This window comes from Parafrankia discariae (assembly GCF_000373365.1).
Taxonomy (GTDB): domain Bacteria; phylum Actinomycetota; class Actinomycetes; order Frankiales; family Frankiaceae; genus Parafrankia; species Parafrankia discariae.
The window spans coordinates 136,997-152,128 of the sequence record NZ_KB891263.1 but is presented as its reverse complement, the minus strand read 5'-3'; the positions used below and the strand labels follow the sequence as shown (position 1 = coordinate 152,128).

At 73.0% G+C, this 15,132-nt stretch carries 8 protein-coding genes; 5 read left to right on the top strand and 3 right to left on the bottom strand.

Annotated elements, in window-relative coordinates:
* Positions 1-568: 568 nt before the first annotated feature.
* Positions 569-1,909 (top strand): DEAD/DEAH box helicase, encoded by a 1,341-nt coding sequence (locus B056_RS0130680; RefSeq protein WP_020572802.1) that lies wholly within the window; start codon positions 569-571, stop codon positions 1,907-1,909.
* 161 nt (positions 1,910-2,070) lie between these two features.
* Here B056_RS0130680 and B056_RS45015 read toward each other — a convergent pair whose 3' ends face one another.
* Entirely contained in the window at positions 2,071-2,247 is a 177-nt protein-coding gene (locus tag B056_RS45015; RefSeq protein WP_230203274.1) for a hypothetical protein, read from the bottom strand.
* A gap of 353 nt (positions 2,248-2,600) precedes the next feature.
* Between B056_RS45015 and B056_RS0130670 the strand changes: the two genes are divergently transcribed.
* From B056_RS0130670 to B056_RS0130660, 3 genes are all read left to right on the top strand, one after another.
* Positions 2,601-4,034, top strand: coding sequence for a pyridoxal phosphate-dependent decarboxylase family protein (locus B056_RS0130670; RefSeq protein WP_018505673.1), 1,434 nt, complete (start codon positions 2,601-2,603; stop codon positions 4,032-4,034).
* A 448-nt stretch (positions 4,035-4,482) separates the two neighbouring features.
* The gene (dnaE, locus tag B056_RS0130665; protein WP_018505672.1) at positions 4,483-8,019 is read left to right on the top strand and encodes a DNA polymerase III subunit alpha; all 3,537 of its coding nucleotides are present in this window, start codon (positions 4,483-4,485) and stop codon (positions 8,017-8,019) included.
* A 302-nt stretch (positions 8,020-8,321) separates the two neighbouring features.
* Entirely contained in the window at positions 8,322-9,719 is a 1,398-nt protein-coding gene (locus B056_RS0130660) for an SAM-dependent methyltransferase (protein ID WP_020572801.1), read from the top strand.
* Between the two features lie 12 nt (positions 9,720-9,731).
* Here B056_RS0130660 and B056_RS0130655 read toward each other — a convergent pair whose 3' ends face one another.
* Positions 9,732-11,333, bottom strand: coding sequence for an aldehyde dehydrogenase family protein (locus B056_RS0130655; protein WP_026240335.1), 1,602 nt, complete (start codon positions 11,331-11,333; stop codon positions 9,732-9,734).
* A complete protein-coding gene (gene lat, locus B056_RS38625) occupies positions 11,330-12,772 on the bottom strand; it encodes an L-lysine 6-transaminase (RefSeq protein ID WP_230203279.1) in 1,443 nt (480 codons plus the stop codon). Before lat ends, B056_RS0130655 begins: the two co-directional genes overlap by 4 nt.
* Positions 12,773-13,164: 392 nt before the next feature.
* Between lat and B056_RS0130645 the strand changes: the two genes are divergently transcribed.
* Positions 13,165-14,943: a protein kinase domain-containing protein gene (locus tag B056_RS0130645; protein ID WP_018505668.1), complete on the top strand. Its 1,779-nt coding sequence runs from the start codon at positions 13,165-13,167 to the stop codon at positions 14,941-14,943.
* Positions 14,944-15,132 lie beyond the last annotated feature (189 nt).

The window sequence follows — 15,132 nt, the reverse complement described above, 5'->3', positions numbered from 1 at the left end:
CACGGCCCCCGATCACGGCCCGGTACGAGGTAACGTCTTCATGTCGGCGTCACCGAGGGCAACCAACCTCGAGGCGCAGACAAGATCTCTGGGACATCCGGCCAATCGGGCCGGGTGTCCGAAGGTCGGTGCGAGCGCCATGGCGGTCTCAGACCGCGGTTGGGTCCGGTCGCGTGAAAACCGGCCGCCCCCCCTGGCCGCCGGACGACACTTTCCGCGCTTGTAGACCACGCCGCATGGCGCGTGGAACCGACGTGGCGTTGTTCTGTCGGCCCTGACCTGATCGGCGGATCCCCTGACTCAGCCCCGCAGCACCCAGCCCACCCCCACCCACCGTCCGGCCCGTCCCTCCCGGGGCAGCCGTACCCGTCCCACCGGACACGGCCGCGGCGGGCCTCGTCCCGCCCCGTTCCGTGGCGGTGAGCGCCCGGCGGCGCGCCCGGCGCTCGCCACCCGTTCCCCCCGTCCGCCCGCCGAGTCCTTCGCCGAGGCGGGTCTGCCCCCGCGGCTGGTCTCCGCGCTCGCGGACAAGGGCATCCACGGGCCGTTCCCGGTCCAGGCCGCCACGTTGCCCGACGTGCTGGCCGGCGAGAACGTGCTCGGCCGGGCCCGCACCGGCTCCGGCAAGACCCTGGCGTTCGGCCTGCCGCTGCTCGCCCGGCTCGCCACCACCGGCGCCGCCCGCCCCCGTCAGCCCCGCGGGCTGATCCTCGTCCCGACCCGCGAGCTGGCCCAGCAGGTCAACGACGTGCTGGCCCCGCTCACCCGGGCGCTGGGGCTGTGGATGACCCCGGTCTACGGCGGAACGTCGATCAGCCGGCAGATCTCGGCCATGCGCCGGGGTGTGCACCTCGTCGTCGCCACCCCGGGCCGGCTCACCGACCTGATCGAGCGCGACGCCTGCATCCTCGACGAGATCGAGATCACCGTCCTGGACGAAGCCGACTTCATGTGCGACCTCGGTTTCCTCCCGGCGGTCAAGGCGCTGCTGGACATGACCCCGTCCGACAGCCAGCGGCTGCTGTTCAGCGCCACGCTGGACCGCGAGGTCGAGGTCCTCGTCCGGGGCTACCTGCCCGAGCCGGTCCTCGTCGCCGTCGACCCGGAGGTGTCGCAGGTCTCGACCCTGGCCCGGCACGCGATGGAGTCCGTCGACCGCAACGCCCAGCTCCGGCTGGTCACCTCGCTCGCCTGCGGCGCCGGCCGCACCCTGGTGTTCGTGCGCACCCAGCGCGACGCCGACCGTGTCGCGCAGTCGCTCACCGAGGCCGGGGTACCGGCCGAGCCCCTGCACGGCGGCATGCCGCAGGGCGCCCGCACCCGGGCGCTCGCCGGGTTCACCGACGGGTTCTACCGGGTGCTGGTCGCCACCGACGTCGCCGCCCGCGGCATCCACGTCGACGGCATCAGCCTCGTGCTGCACCTGGGCCCGCCCGAGGACGCCAAGACCTACCAGCACCGCGGCGGGCGTACCGCCCGGGCCGGGGCTGACGGCGCCGACGTCCTGGTGACCGTGCCGGCCGAGCGTGGCAAGGCCCGGTCGCTGCTGCGGGCGGTCGGCATCCCGACCCAGCCGGTCCCGACGCTGCCCGACGACCCGATCGTCATCGAGCTCGCCGGACCGCCTGCGCCGCCGGTCGACCCGGCCACCATCCAGGCTCGCCGCCAGCGCAGCGAGGGCCGGCGTGGTGACGGCCGACGCGACGGCGGCGGCCGCCGGGACTCGGGCCGGCGCGATGGCGCGCCGCGCGAGGGCGGCCACCGGCGCGGCGGGCCGAGCGCCCGTACCGCCGGCTCCACCTTCACCGGGGCGGCCCGCGACGCGCACCGCCCGGGCCGCCCGGCCCGGGGCCCGGCCCAGACCCGCCCCACGCCGCGGGTGGACCCCCACCCCGCTCCCGGAGCCTGACCCATCGACTCAGGTCTGACCCGAAGCCGGGTCAGACCTGAGGATGGCGCTCATACGAACGGTGCCCCGGAACGCATCCGCGTTCCGGGGCACCGTTGGTTTCGCCTCGGCCTCCTGGACCGGTCGCGGGTCGCGACCTCCGGAGGATCACCCGACAGCGGTCAGAGCGAGGGTGACACGCCCAGTCGTAGCCGCCTCGGGTTCGCCAGCGGGCCGAAGGAGAGCCCCTCGGTGCTCGTCTCCGAGAGGTCGGCGGCATCCGCCGTCACCGAGACCACCTCCCGCTGACCTGGCACCACAGACCCCACCTCGGGGCCAACCGACTCGTCCTGCTCCATGCGCAACACCTTTCCGAAGAGGCGCCGAATCGACACTGGATACCAAAACGGTATCGAGTGGACCTGCATCCTTACGCACCAGGTGTCCGCGGTCACAGTGATCCCGACCCGCCTCCGGTAGCGGGCCCGATGTGCTCACTCCGGACGTCTCGGGCCGCGTAACGCCACATCCAGCACGGACGACTCCTCGCCGCCGGGCCGGCAGTCGGGAGGGTCACGCCGGCGCGCGGGTGGGCCGGGACGTCCGGCATTCTCGGGACACAGCTCGCGGACGGGCCGCAACGGCCGACGGGAAGACGGAAGCGGACGGCTCGGCGGCCGGCGCGGACCGTCCAGGACTGGAGGGGTGACCGGTGGCGCTCGACGGCACGGCAGCGCAGGCCGAGACGGTGCGGGCGACGACGCTGCGGGCCTTCGAGCATGTCGCGGGCTATCTGGACGGCCTGCGGCAGCGGCCCGTCGCCCCGACCTCGGGATTCGAGAAGATCCGCGCCCAGCTCGGCGGGCCGCTGCCGGCAGGGCCCGCTGATCCCGTCGAGGTCGTCGACGCGCTCGCCGCCGCGGCGGCCGACGGGCTCACCGCCACCGGGTCGCCACGCTTCTTCGGGTACGTGATCGGCGGGATCATGCCGGCGGCGCTGGCCGCCGACCTGATGGCCGTCGCCTGGGACCAGAACGCGGGCCTGTCCAGCCTGGCCCCGGCGGCCGCCGCCGCCGAGTCGGTCGCCGGATCGTGGGTCAAGGAGCTGCTCGGACTGCCCGCGTCCGCCTCGGTCGGGATCACCACCGGCACCCAGATGGCGCACGTGACCGCGCTGGGCGCCGCCCGGCACCGGGTGCTGGCCCGCCACGGCTGGGATGTGGAGGCCGACGGCCTGCACGGGGCCCCGCCGGTGCGGATCCTGGTGGGCGCCGACCGACACACCACGGTGGACGTCGCGCTGCGCCTGCTGGGGTTCGGCACCCGCCGGCTGACGGTGGTGGCCGCGGACGAGGCGGGGCGGATGCGGCCCGACGCGCTGCGCGCGGCCCTCGCGGACGGGTCCGGCCCGGCGATCGTGGTGGCCCAGGCCGGCGAGATCAACACCGGCGCCTTCGACCCGCTCGCGGAGATCTGCGCGATCGGCCACGCGCACGGGGCGTGGGTGCATGTGGACGGCGCCTTCGGGCTGTGGGCGGCCGTGTCCGCGTCGGCCCGGCGCCGGGACCTGGTCGCGGGGATGGCGGCTGCCGACTCCTGGGCCACGGACGGGCACAAGTGGCTCAACGTGGCCTACGACTGCGGGATCGCGATCGTCGCCGACGAACGGGCGCACCGGGCGGCGATGTCCACCCGGGCCGACTACCTCGTCCATGCCACGGACGGCGAGCTCGACCCGCTGGAGTGGACGCCGGAGTTCAGCAGGCGGGCCCGCGGGTTCGCCCTGTACGCCGCGTTGCGCTCGCTCGGGCGGTCGGGCCTGACCGAGCTGGTCGACCGTTGCTGCGCGCACGCGCGGCGTTTCGCCACGTCCCTCGCCGCGCTGGACGGCGTCGCGGTGCTCAACGAGGTCGAGCTCAACCAGGTGCTGGTGCGGGTGGACGACGACGACGCGACGACCGCCGCGACCACGGACCTGGTGGTCGCGGGCGGGGAGGCGTTCATGTCGGGCACGGTGTGGCGCGGCCGGGTGGCGATGCGGGTCTCGGTCTGCAACTGGACGACGACCGAGGCCGATGTCGACCGGGCGGTGCGGGCGGTCGCGGCCGCCGTCGCCGCGGCCCGTGTCGGCGGCCGGCGGCCGTAGTCCCGCGACGGCCTGTCCCGCGACGCGCCCGTCTCCCGAAGAGGGGGCCTCGCGAACGGCGCGCCCCGCGGACGGCGTAGTCCCGCATGTAGTCCGCTGAAGTGTCCGGCGGGTGCGGGACGGCCTGTTTGCGTGCCCCCGGGTGGGACACGTCGGCATCTTCCCGAAGCCCTCCCAGCGGGCCGGGTTAGGCTGCTGGGAAGACGCCGGACGACGACCGGCACCCCACACGGACACCGAGAGACACAATGCCGTCACCGTCACCCCGAGAATCAACCTGAGAACAATTGAACGAGGGAACCGCCTAAATCTCGTCACATGTTTCTCAGCGCGTCACCGAACACCCCGAACACCCTGGGCGACCGCCCCGGCACCGCCCCCCAGCGAGCATCGAGCCCCCACAGAGCATCGACCGGCGTGCCCTCCGCGCGCGGGAAGGTCCGACGACATGTCGAACTCTTTCGTCCACCTTCACGTTCACACCGAGTACTCGATGCTCGACGGTGCGGCGCGACTCAAGGACATGTTCAGCGAGGTCTCGCGACAGGGCATGCCCGCCGTGGCGATCACCGACCACGGCTACATGTACGGGGCGTACGACTTCTACAAGCAGGCGACCGCGGCGGGCGTGAAACCGATCATCGGCTGCGAGGCGTACGTCGCGCCGGAATCACGACTGCTCAAGCAGCGCGTCCGCTGGGGCGAGCCGCACCAGAAGAGCGACGACGTCTCCGGTGGCGGCTCCTACACACACATGACAGTGTGGGCGCGGAACGCCGAGGGCCTGCACAATCTTTTCCGGCTCAATTCCCGGGCATCCATCGAGGGCCATTACATCAAGTGGCCGCGCATGGACCGGGAGATCATCTCCGAGCACTCCGCGGGCCTGATGGCGACGACCGGGTGCCCGTCCGGCGAGGTCCAGACGAGGCTGCGGCTCGGCCAGTACGACGCCGCGCTGAAGGCCGCCGCGACCTACCAGGAGATCTTCGGCCGCGAGAACTACTACTGCGAGATCATGGACCACGGCATCGAGATCGAGCGCCGGGTCCGTGACGGGCTGGTCGACATCGCCCGCGCGCTCGACATGCGTTTCGTCGTCACCAACGACTCGCACTACACCTACGAGTCCGAGCGGACGACCCACGCCGCGCTGCTGTGCGTGCAGACCGCCTCGACGGTGGCGAACCCGGCCTTCCAGTTCGAGGGCTCGGGCTACTTCCTGAAGAGCGCCGAGCAGATGTACGCGATCGACACGTCCGACGCCTGGCAGCAGGGCTGCGAGACGACGCTGATGATCGCCGAGCGGGTCGACCCGGCGGGCATGTTCACCAAGCGGAACCTGATGCCGCGCTTCCCCGTCCCCGACGGGGAGACCGACGAGTCGTGGTTCCGCAAGGAGACGTGGGCGGGCATGGCCCGGCGGTTCCCCGACGGGTTCGACGAGGAGCACCGCACCCGGGTCGAGTACGAGCTCGGGGTCATCCTGGCGATGGGCTTCCCGTCCTATTTCCTGGTGGTCGCCGACTTCATCATGTGGGCGAAGAGCCAGGGAATCCCGGTCGGCCCCGGGCGCGGGAGCGCGGCGGGCTCCATGGTCGCCTTCGCCCTGGGCATCACCGACCTCGACCCCATCCCGCACAGCCTGCTGTTCGAGCGGTTCCTCAACCCCGACCGCGTCTCGATGCCGGACATCGACATCGACTTCGACGAACGTCGGCGCGGCGACGTGATCCGGTACGTCACCGAGAAGTGGGGCGACGACCGCATCGCCCAGATCGTCACCTACGGCACCATCAAGGCCAAGGCCGCCATCAAGGACTCCTCCCGGGTCCTCGGCTACCCCTACGCGGTGGGCGACCGGATCACCAAGGCGATGCCACCGGCCGTGATGGGCAAGGACATCCCGCTCGGCGGGATCTTCGACCCCAAGCACCCCCGCTACAGCGAGGCCGGTGAGATCCGCGGCCTCTACGAGTCCGACGCGGACGTCCGCAAGGTCATCGACACGGCGAAGGGCCTGGAGGGGCTCATCCGCCAGGCGGGTGTGCACGCCGCCGGTGTGATCATGTCGGCCGAGCCGATCATCGACCACATCCCGGTGTGGCGCCGCGACGCCGACGGCGCGATCATCACGCAGTTCGACTACCCGACCTGCGAGAACCTCGGCCTGCTGAAGATGGACTTCCTCGGCCTGCGCAACCTCACCGTGATGGACGACGCGGTGCGCAACGTGGAGGCGAACCGCGGCTTCAAGATCGACCTGATGGCCCTGGAACTCAACGACACCGCGTCCTACGAGCTGCTCGCCCGCGGCGACACCCTCGGGGTGTTCCAGCTCGACGGCGGGCCGATGCGCTCGCTGCTGCGGATGATGCGCCCGGACAACTTCGAGGACATCTCCGCCGTCCTAGCCCTGTACCGGCCGGGGCCGATGGGCGCCAACTCGCACATCAACTACGCGCTGCGCAAGAACGGCCAGCAGGAGATCACCCCGATCCATCCCGAGCTCGCCGAGCCGCTGGCCGACATCCTGGACACCACCCACGGCCTGATCGTGTACCAGGAGCAGGTCATGGCCATCGCGCAGAAGGTCGCCGGCTACACCCTCGGCCAGGCCGACCTGCTGCGCCGCGCGATGGGCAAGAAGAAGAAGGAGATCCTCGACAAGGAGTTCGTGCCGTTCTCCGACGGCATGAAGGCCAGCGGGTTCTCCCCGGCCGCCATCAAGACCCTGTGGGACATTCTCGTCCCCTTCTCCGACTACGCCTTCAACAAGGCGCACACCGCCGGCTACGGTCTGGTCTCCTACTGGACAGCCTATCTCAAGGCGAACTTCCCGGCCGAGTACATGGCGGCCCTCCTGACCTCGGTGCGCGACGACAAGGACAAAAGCGCCATCTACCTCAACGAGTGCCGCCGAATGGGAATCCGCGTCCTGCCGCCGGACGTGAACACCTCCGACGCCGACTACACCGCGCACGGCGACAACGAGATCAAGGTCGGCCTCGCCGCGATCCGCAACGTCGGCGTCAACGTCGTCGAGTCGATCGTGCGCAACCGGAAGGCCAAGAGCCGGTTCGCCTCGTTCCCCGACTTCCTCGACAAGGTCGACGCCGTCGCCTGCAACAAGCGCACGATCGAGTCACTCATCAAGGCCGGCGCGTTCGACACCCTCGGTCACACCCGCCGCGGCCTGGTGGAAAAGCACGAGCAGGCCGTCGACGCGGTGATGGGCGTGAAGAAGAAGAACGCCGAGGGCCAGTTCGACCTCTTCGCCTTCGACGGCGACGACGCCGCGGAGGACACCGCCCCCATCTTCGGCGTGCAGGAGTTCTCCGACCAGGAATGGGACAAGTCCGTACTGCTCTCCCACGAGCGGGAGATGCTCGGCCTGTACGTCTCGGACCATCCGCTGCTCGGGGTCGAGCACATCCTCGCGGCGAAGGCCGACTGCGGCATCGCCTCCCTCAACGGCGGCGACTACCCGGACGGCTCGGTCGTCACCATCGGCGGGATCATCTCCAGCCTGCAGCGCAAGGTGACCAAGCAGGGCAAACTGTGGGCCCTGGCCACCGTGGAGGATCTCGAGGGCGGCCTGGAGGTCATGTTCTTCCCGGCCACCTACGAGACCTGCTCCACCCAGCTCGCCGAGGACGCGGTCGTCATCGTCAAGGGGCGGATCGACAAGCGGGAGGACACCCCGCGTCTGGTCGCCTCGGATCTGACCGTGCCCGACCTCAGCGAGCACGCCCTGAGCCCGCCGGTCGTGATCACGCTGCCGGCGTCGCGGGTCAACCCACCGACCGTCGACCGGCTGCGCGAGGTGCTCGGCGACCACCCCGGCACCACCGAGGTCCACCTGCGCCTGCAGTCGGCGAGCCGCACGACCCTGCTCCGGCTCGACGACGCGTACAAGGTGCAGCGGACCGCCGCGCTGATGGGTGATCTCAAGGCCCTGCTGGGTGCCTCCGCCGTGGCCTGAGCGGACCCCCGCCCCGCGCGGCGCCCCACGCGGTCGCCCCGCGCGGCGACACCGCCGGGTGGCCCACCAGCGCGACACGCGCGACGCGACCCACGACACCGTTTGCGACACCCCTCCGTGGGGGGACCATGGGCGTGACGTGGGTCGCGTCGCCCTGCCTTCGCCGACGCAGCCCTTGCAGAGTGATGGGCCGAGTTCCGCGTACACCGCGAGACCGGCCTCCGGGTCGCGTGGCGCAAGACGCGGGCCGGTGGCGGCGCCTCCGGCGGGCGGACCCGGTATCCCGGGACCCGGAGGACAATGTGACGGTCGATCGTCCCGTCGACACAGAACCCGAGCAATCCACACCCGAGAGATCCGCGGCGCCGCCTCGGCAGTGGAGCCCACCGGCGACCCGGCCGGCGGGCTTCGACTGGCCGCCCGAGGTCGACCGGGCCGGTCGGGACCTGCTGCTCGACCTGTTCGGACCCGACCCGGAGGTCCGCGTCGAATTGTGGGACGGGTTCGCCATCGGGCCCGACACCTCGACGAAGGTGATCATCCGCTCACCGCACGCGCTGCGGCGGGCGCTGTTCCACCCCGGCGAACTCGGGTTCGCCCGCGGCTACGTGGCCGGCGACCTCGAGCTCGACGGGGACGTCTTCGCCGCGCTGGCGCTACGGGAGCGGATCACGCGGCTGCGACCGTCCCCGGCGGCGGTGCGGGCGCTGGCGGTGCTCGTCCGGCAGTTCGGCCCACGGCCGCCGCAGCCGCCGCCCGAGGAGACCCGGCTGCGCGGGCGCGGGCGCCAGCACAGCCGCACCCGCGACGCCGCCGCCATCTCCCACCACTACGACGTCTCGAACGACTTCTACCGGCTGGTCCTCGGGCCGTCCATGACCTACTCGTGCGCGGTCTGGGAGTCACCGGAGACCGGGCTGACCGCCGCGCAGACGGCCAAGCACGAGCTGGTCTGCCGCAAGCTCGGCCTGCGGCCCGGCGAGCGGCTGCTGGACGTCGGCTGCGGCTGGGGCGGCATGGTGCTGCACGCCGCGCGCCACCACGGTGTCGAGGCGGTGGGGATCACCATCTCCGCGGAGCAGGCCGCCGAGGCGCGCCGCCGGGTCGCCGAGGCCGGCCTGGCGGACCGGATCGAGATCCGGCTGCAGGACTACCGGGAGATCACCGACGGCCCGTTCGACGCGATCAGCTCGGTGGGCATGGTCGAGCACGTCGGCCGGGCGAAGCTCCCGGTCTACTTCGACACCCTGTTCCGCCTGCTCCGGCCGGGCGGGCGGCTGCTCAACCACGGCATCTCCTTCCCGGGCGACCCGGCCGGGGCGGCCCGCCGCCGGCCGCGGATCGGGCCGGTCCCGCTGCCCCGCGACGCCGACTTCCTGCACCGCTACGTCTTCCCCGACGGGGAGCTGCACGAGATCGGCGCGCTCGTCACGCTGATGCAGGCCGGCGGCTTCGAGGTGCGCCACGTCGAGAACCTGCGCGAGCACTACGCGCTGACGCTGCGGGCGTGGGTCACCAACCTGGAGAACCGGTGGGACGAGGCGGTCGCGCTGGTCGGGGCGGGCCGGGCCCGGGTGTGGCGGCTGTACATGGCCGGCTCCGCGCTCAGCTTCGAGGCCGGCCGCTCGCAGATCCACCAGGTCCTGGGCGTACGCCCCGACTCCGGCGCCTCGCACCAGCCGCTGCGGCCTTCCTACTGACCGTCGCCCTGATCAGCGCGGCAGGCGGAAGCCGAGGTCGGCCGGGGGGACGGAGACGTCCAGCTGGGCCTTCTGCAGGCGGCCGGACAGTTCCCAGGTCAGGGACTGCCAGCGGGTCATCTGGTCGAGGACCCACTGGCCGGACTGGCGGGCGCCGTTGCCGGAGCGCCCGTTGCCGCCGAAGGGCAGGTGCGCCTCGGCGCCGGAGGTGGAGGTGTTCACGCTGACCATCCCGGCGCGCACCCCGCGCCGGAAGCGCCGGACGCTCACCGGGTCCCCGGTGAAGATCGACGAGGACAGCCCGTAGCCGGGCAGGTTCGCGAGCTCGGCGGCCTCCTCCAGGTGGCGGTAGGTGGTCAGCCCGACGATCGGGCCGAAGGTCTCCGCGGTGAACAGCTCGTCGTCGGGGCGCACCCGGTCGATGACGACCGGGTGGTAGTACAGGCCGGTCTCGGGGTCACCGACGAACCCGCGCCGCGGGCTGGCCGGGCCGATCCGGCCGAGCGCGGTGGACCCGAACGGCTCGTGATGGTCGCGCACGCACGCCAGGTGGTCCTCGAACCCGGCGGCGAACCGGGCGTCGAGCAGCGGGCCGTAGAGGACGTCACGGGTCGGGTCGCCGAGCACGGCGCCGCTGACGGCGGCGTCCAGCCGGCGCCGGAACGCGCCGTGCACCGACTCGTGCGCGATCACCGTGCCCAGCGAGGTGCACCGCTGGCCGGCCGTCCCGAACCCGGCGAACAGCGCGGCGGCGACGGCGGCGTCCAGGTCGGCGTCGGGGGCCAGCACCATCGGGTTCTTGCCGCCCAGCTCCAGGCACGGCGACTGCAGGTGCCGCCCGCACAGCGCGCCGACGAAGCGGCCGACGGACGTCGAGCCGGTGAAGCCGACCTTGTCGACGAGGCCGGCCTCCAGGGCGCGTTCGAGGCCGAGCGAGGTGACCGGGCCGTCGGCGAGGACGAGGTTCGCCACCCCGGGCGGGACGCCGGCGGCGGTGAGCAGGTCCATCAGGGCCGCGGCGCAGGCGGCGGCGTACTCGGCGGGCTTCCACACCACCGCGTTGCCGGTCAGCAGCGCCGGCACCAGGTACCAGGAGGGCACCGCCACCGGGAAGTTGCCGGCGGTGATCACCATGACCACGCCGAGCGGCTCCCGGTAGGTGAACAGCTCCCGGTCGGGCATCTCGGAGGGCACCGTCTGGCCGTGCGGGCGCCGGCCCTCGCCGCGGAACAGCGCGCAGGTGTCGATGATCTCGCGGACCTCGCCGCGCGCCTCCGCCAGCGGCTTGCCGATCTCCCGGGTGACCAGCCGGGCGAGTGTCTCCGCGTTGTCCTCTACGAGCCGGCCGAAGGCGCCGATGACCTCGCCGCGCACCGGCGCCGGGACGTCCGCCCACTCCCGCTGGGCGGCGCGGGCGGCGGCCGCGGCGGCGACGATGGCCTCCGCCCCGTCCAGCACGACCTCGGCGACCACGTCGCTCAGGCGGGCCGGGTTCGTCGAGCTGACGACGCGGGCGGTCTCCGGGGCGATGCCCGCCGGGCCGGCCGCGGCGTACAGGTCGTGCTGGCGACCGCCGATCACCGCCGCCACCCGGCGTGGATGAACGAGTGTCATCGCGCTCTCTCCTCGTGTGCGGGCGCGTCCGGGGACACGGGGACGGCCGGTGATGTGGAGGCGTCCGGGGACACGGGGGTGGCCAGGGAGGTGAGCACGCGGTCGAGGGCCCGCACCCCGGCGGCGAGCTCCTCGGCGCCGATGGTGAGCGCCGGGCGGAACCGCAGCGCCCGCTCCCCCGACGGCAGCAGCAGGACGTGCTCGCGTTCCCGCAACAGCCGGACGGCCTCGTCGCGCCGGGCGCGGTCGGGCAGGTCCACGGCGCACATCAACCCACGGCCGCGGGCGTTGCACAGCAGGCGGGGGTGGCGGCGGGCCAGTGCCTCGAGCCCGGCCAGCAGTTCGGCGCCCAGGGTGGCGGCCCGGTCGAACAGCCGCTCCGACTCCATGATCTCCAGCATCCGCCGGGAGCGCACCATGTCGACGAGCCCGCCGCCCCAGGTGGAGCTGATCCGCCCGGGCAGCCGGAAGACGTTGTCGGCGACCTCGTCCACCCGCCGCCCGGCCATCACCCCGCCGAGCTGGACCTTCTTGCCGAACGCGACGACGTCCGGGCGCAGGCCCAGCTGGGTGTGCGCCCAGGCGGAGCCGGTCAGGCCCACCCCGGTCTGTACCTCGTCGACGACGAACAGCGCGTCGTGACGCTCGCACAGCGCCGCCATCGCGCGCAGGAACTCGCCGCGCAGGTGGTTGTCCCCGCCCTCGCCCTGGATCGGCTCGGCGAGGAAGCAGGCGATGTCGTGGCGGTGGCGGTCGAACGCCTCCTCGGCCTGGGCGAGCGCGCGCCGTTCGGCGGCGACCACCGCGTCCAGCGCCGCGCCGGTGCAGGGGAAGGTCATCGCCGGGCAGTCGATCCGCGGCCAGTCGAAGACCGGGAAGCGCGCGGTCTTGACCGGCTCGGTGTTGGTCGCCGAAAGGGTGTACCCGCCACGGCCGTGGAACGCCGACCGCAGGTGCAGCACCCGCCCGCCGAGCTCGGGGGGCCGCCCGTGCGCCTCGTTGTGCCGGCTCTTCCAGTCGAACGCGCACTTGAGGGCGTTCTCGACGGCGGCCGACCCGCCCTCGACGAAGAACAGGTGCGGCAGCTCCGGGTCGCCCAGCACCCGGGCGAAGGTCTCGACGAACTCGGCGTAGGCGACGGTCGCCAGGTCGGGGTTCGCCGGCTTGTTGACGGCGGCCCGGGCGAGCTCGGCGAGGAACTCCGGGTCGCCCAGCAGGGCCGGCGGGTTGATCCCGAGCGGCGCGGAGGCGAAGAAGCTGTAGAGGTCGAGGTGGCGCGTCCCGGTGCGGGCGTCGACGATCGTGCTGCCCGTACTGGCCTTCAGGTCGCAGACGACGTCGTATCCGTCGGTCAGGACGTGTCTGGACAACATCGGGATCACGTCGGCCGGCTCCGGCCGGGCCCGGCTCCCCCCGCCCGCACGGCCCGCGACACTCATGACGGCCACGGCCGGCCTCCTTCCGCACCGCGCGACCGGCCCACGAGGACGTCCGCGTCAGGGCACCAGGGTCGCGGTTACCGAGCGGAACCGCGATCCGATCATGGCGGGCCGGCCCCGCGGACCGTCGGCACCCGGCCGCCCGCCACCCCACCACCTGCACGAATTATGTCTTACAAGGACAGATCAGACATCAATACGGGCACCTGGCGTGGTGCCTCCACCCTGCCTTCTGGGAACATCACAGTCTGGGATCACCGGAAAAGTCCGACCAGTCGCTTTCCGGCGTTCCCGACAGTTCCACCTGGAACGTCCGGCGGCACCGAACGCACCGGGCAGGCCACCACCGAGCGCCGCAGGGCGCCCCCGCACGAGGAGGTGTCCAGGACGCGGTGCTGACGCCCCTGACCACGGACGACCCGCAGCGGATCGGTCCGTACCGGCTGGCCAACCGCATCGGCGCGGGCGGCATGGGCATCGTCTATCTCGGCTTCTCCGACGACGGCAAGCCGGCCGCGATCAAGGTTCCCTCGGCGGGGCTGGTGGACGACCCCGAGTTCCGCGCCCGCTTCCGCCAGGAGGTGGACGCCGCCCGGCGGGTGCGCGGCAGCGCCGTCGCCGCCGTCATCGACGCCGACCTCACCGGGACGCGCCCCTGGATGGCCACCGAGTACGTCGAGGGCCGCAACCTCACCGACGCGGTCGCGACCCGGGGCCCGTTCGACGAGCACCTGCTCACCGGGCTCGCCGTCGGCCTGGCCGACGCCCTGGTCGCCATCCACGCCGCCGGGGTGGTGCACCGCGACCTCAAGCCGTCCAACATCCTGCTGGCCTGGGACGGGCCGCGGGTCATCGACTTCGGCATCGCCCGGGCCGAGAACAACACCTCGCACACCCGGACCGGCAGCCTCATCGGCACGCTGACCTGGATGGCGCCCGAGCAGCTGCGCGGCGAGCGCGCCGGCCCGGCCGCCGACATCTTCGCGTGGGGGGCGTGCGTCGCGTTCGCGGCGGCCGGGCAGCCGGCGTTCCGCGGCGACCGGGCCGAGGCCGTCGGCCTGCAGATCCTCACCGGCGAGCCGGTGCTGGAACGCCTGCCACCGACCATCGAGCCACACGTGCGCGCCGCGCTGCGCAAGGAGCCGGCCGCCCGGCCCAGCGCCGCCGAGATCCTCGGCGGGCTGCTCGGCCGGCCGGTCGGTGGCCCGGCCGACTCGGACGCGGCGACCGGGCTCCTGATGAGCCGGTGGTGGAACCTGCCGCCGACCCCGCCCGGAGGCGCCGCGCCGCTGCGTGGATACCCGCCGGCGGGCGGCCGTCCCCACGACGGGTCTCCGGGCGGGGCGCGCTTCCAGCCGGCGCACCGACCCGACCCCGGCCCGCCGGCCTCCGGGCCGCGCGGCTGGTCCGACTCCTCCGGGCCGCGCGGCGGCTGGCCCGACGCCTCCGGCCCGCGCGGCGGCTGGCCCGACGCCGGCGGGCAGCCCAACCCCGGCCGCCGCGGGACGCCGGTGGCCGTGCTCGCCGCCCTGGCCGTGCTGCTCGTCGTCGGTGGCGTCACCGTGGGAGCCCTGCTGCTCTCGAGCGGCGACGGGGACGGCGGCCAAACCGGCCCGTCCACGGGGCCGGGCGTCACCTCCACGTTGAGCAGCCCGTCCACCGGCCCCGACGGCGGGCCCACCGCCTCGGCCGGGCCGACCGGGCCGACCACGGACCCGACGAGCCCCGGCCCGGATGCCACCACGACGCCGCCTACCACACCCGGGGGCGGGCCGACGTCCACCTCGACACCGCGGCGGGTGATGAGCGCCGACGAGGCGGCCGGGGTCGTCCGCGAGCACGGCTACACCCCCGACATGGACACCTACGACCCGGACCGGATGCTCAACCTCGTCCGCGGCACCCGGCAGGGGGATGACGGCCGGCAGCGCCAGACGGCCTTCGTCTTCGCCGACGGCGCGTACCAGGGCACCGACACCAAAGCGCCGAGCAACGCCATCACGGTGGAGGTCGGGACGAACACTGACGCGACGGTGACCTACCGGACCTACGCCGCGAACGGAACGACACCCACGGGGACGGCATCGGTGCGTTTCCGCTGGAACGGCACGGGTTTCGTGGCCCTCGACCCCATCCCGTCCGATGATCCGACGGTGGACGACCACCGCTGACGTGGCCATCGAGAACCGGCGGCCCACCCCCCGGCCAGGTGAGTGTGACGGGCACAACGGACGCACCCGGACGGGCCTACCGCTATTCGGGCGCCAGAGTTGGCATTGTGGGACGCCCGACGCAGTCGGGCGAAAGCCGCGCGCTCACGACATCACGAACAGGGGCCGGACAACGCCCACCGCAGGATC

Excerpts from the sequence above, each read along its gene's own strand:
- B056_RS0130655 (WP_026240335.1), bottom strand. The coding sequence starts at position 11,333 with ATGACACTCGTTCATCCACGCCGGGTGGCGGCGGTGATCGGCGGTCGC.
- lat (WP_230203279.1), bottom strand. The coding sequence starts at position 12,772 with ATGAGTGTCGCGGGCCGTGCGGGCGGGGGGAGCCGGGCCCGGCCGGAG.
- dnaE (WP_018505672.1), top strand. The coding sequence starts at position 4,483 with ATGTCGAACTCTTTCGTCCACCTTCACGTTCACACCGAGTACTCGATG.
- B056_RS45015 (WP_230203274.1), bottom strand. The coding sequence starts at position 2,247 with ATGGAGCAGGACGAGTCGGTTGGCCCCGAGGTGGGGTCTGTGGTGCCA.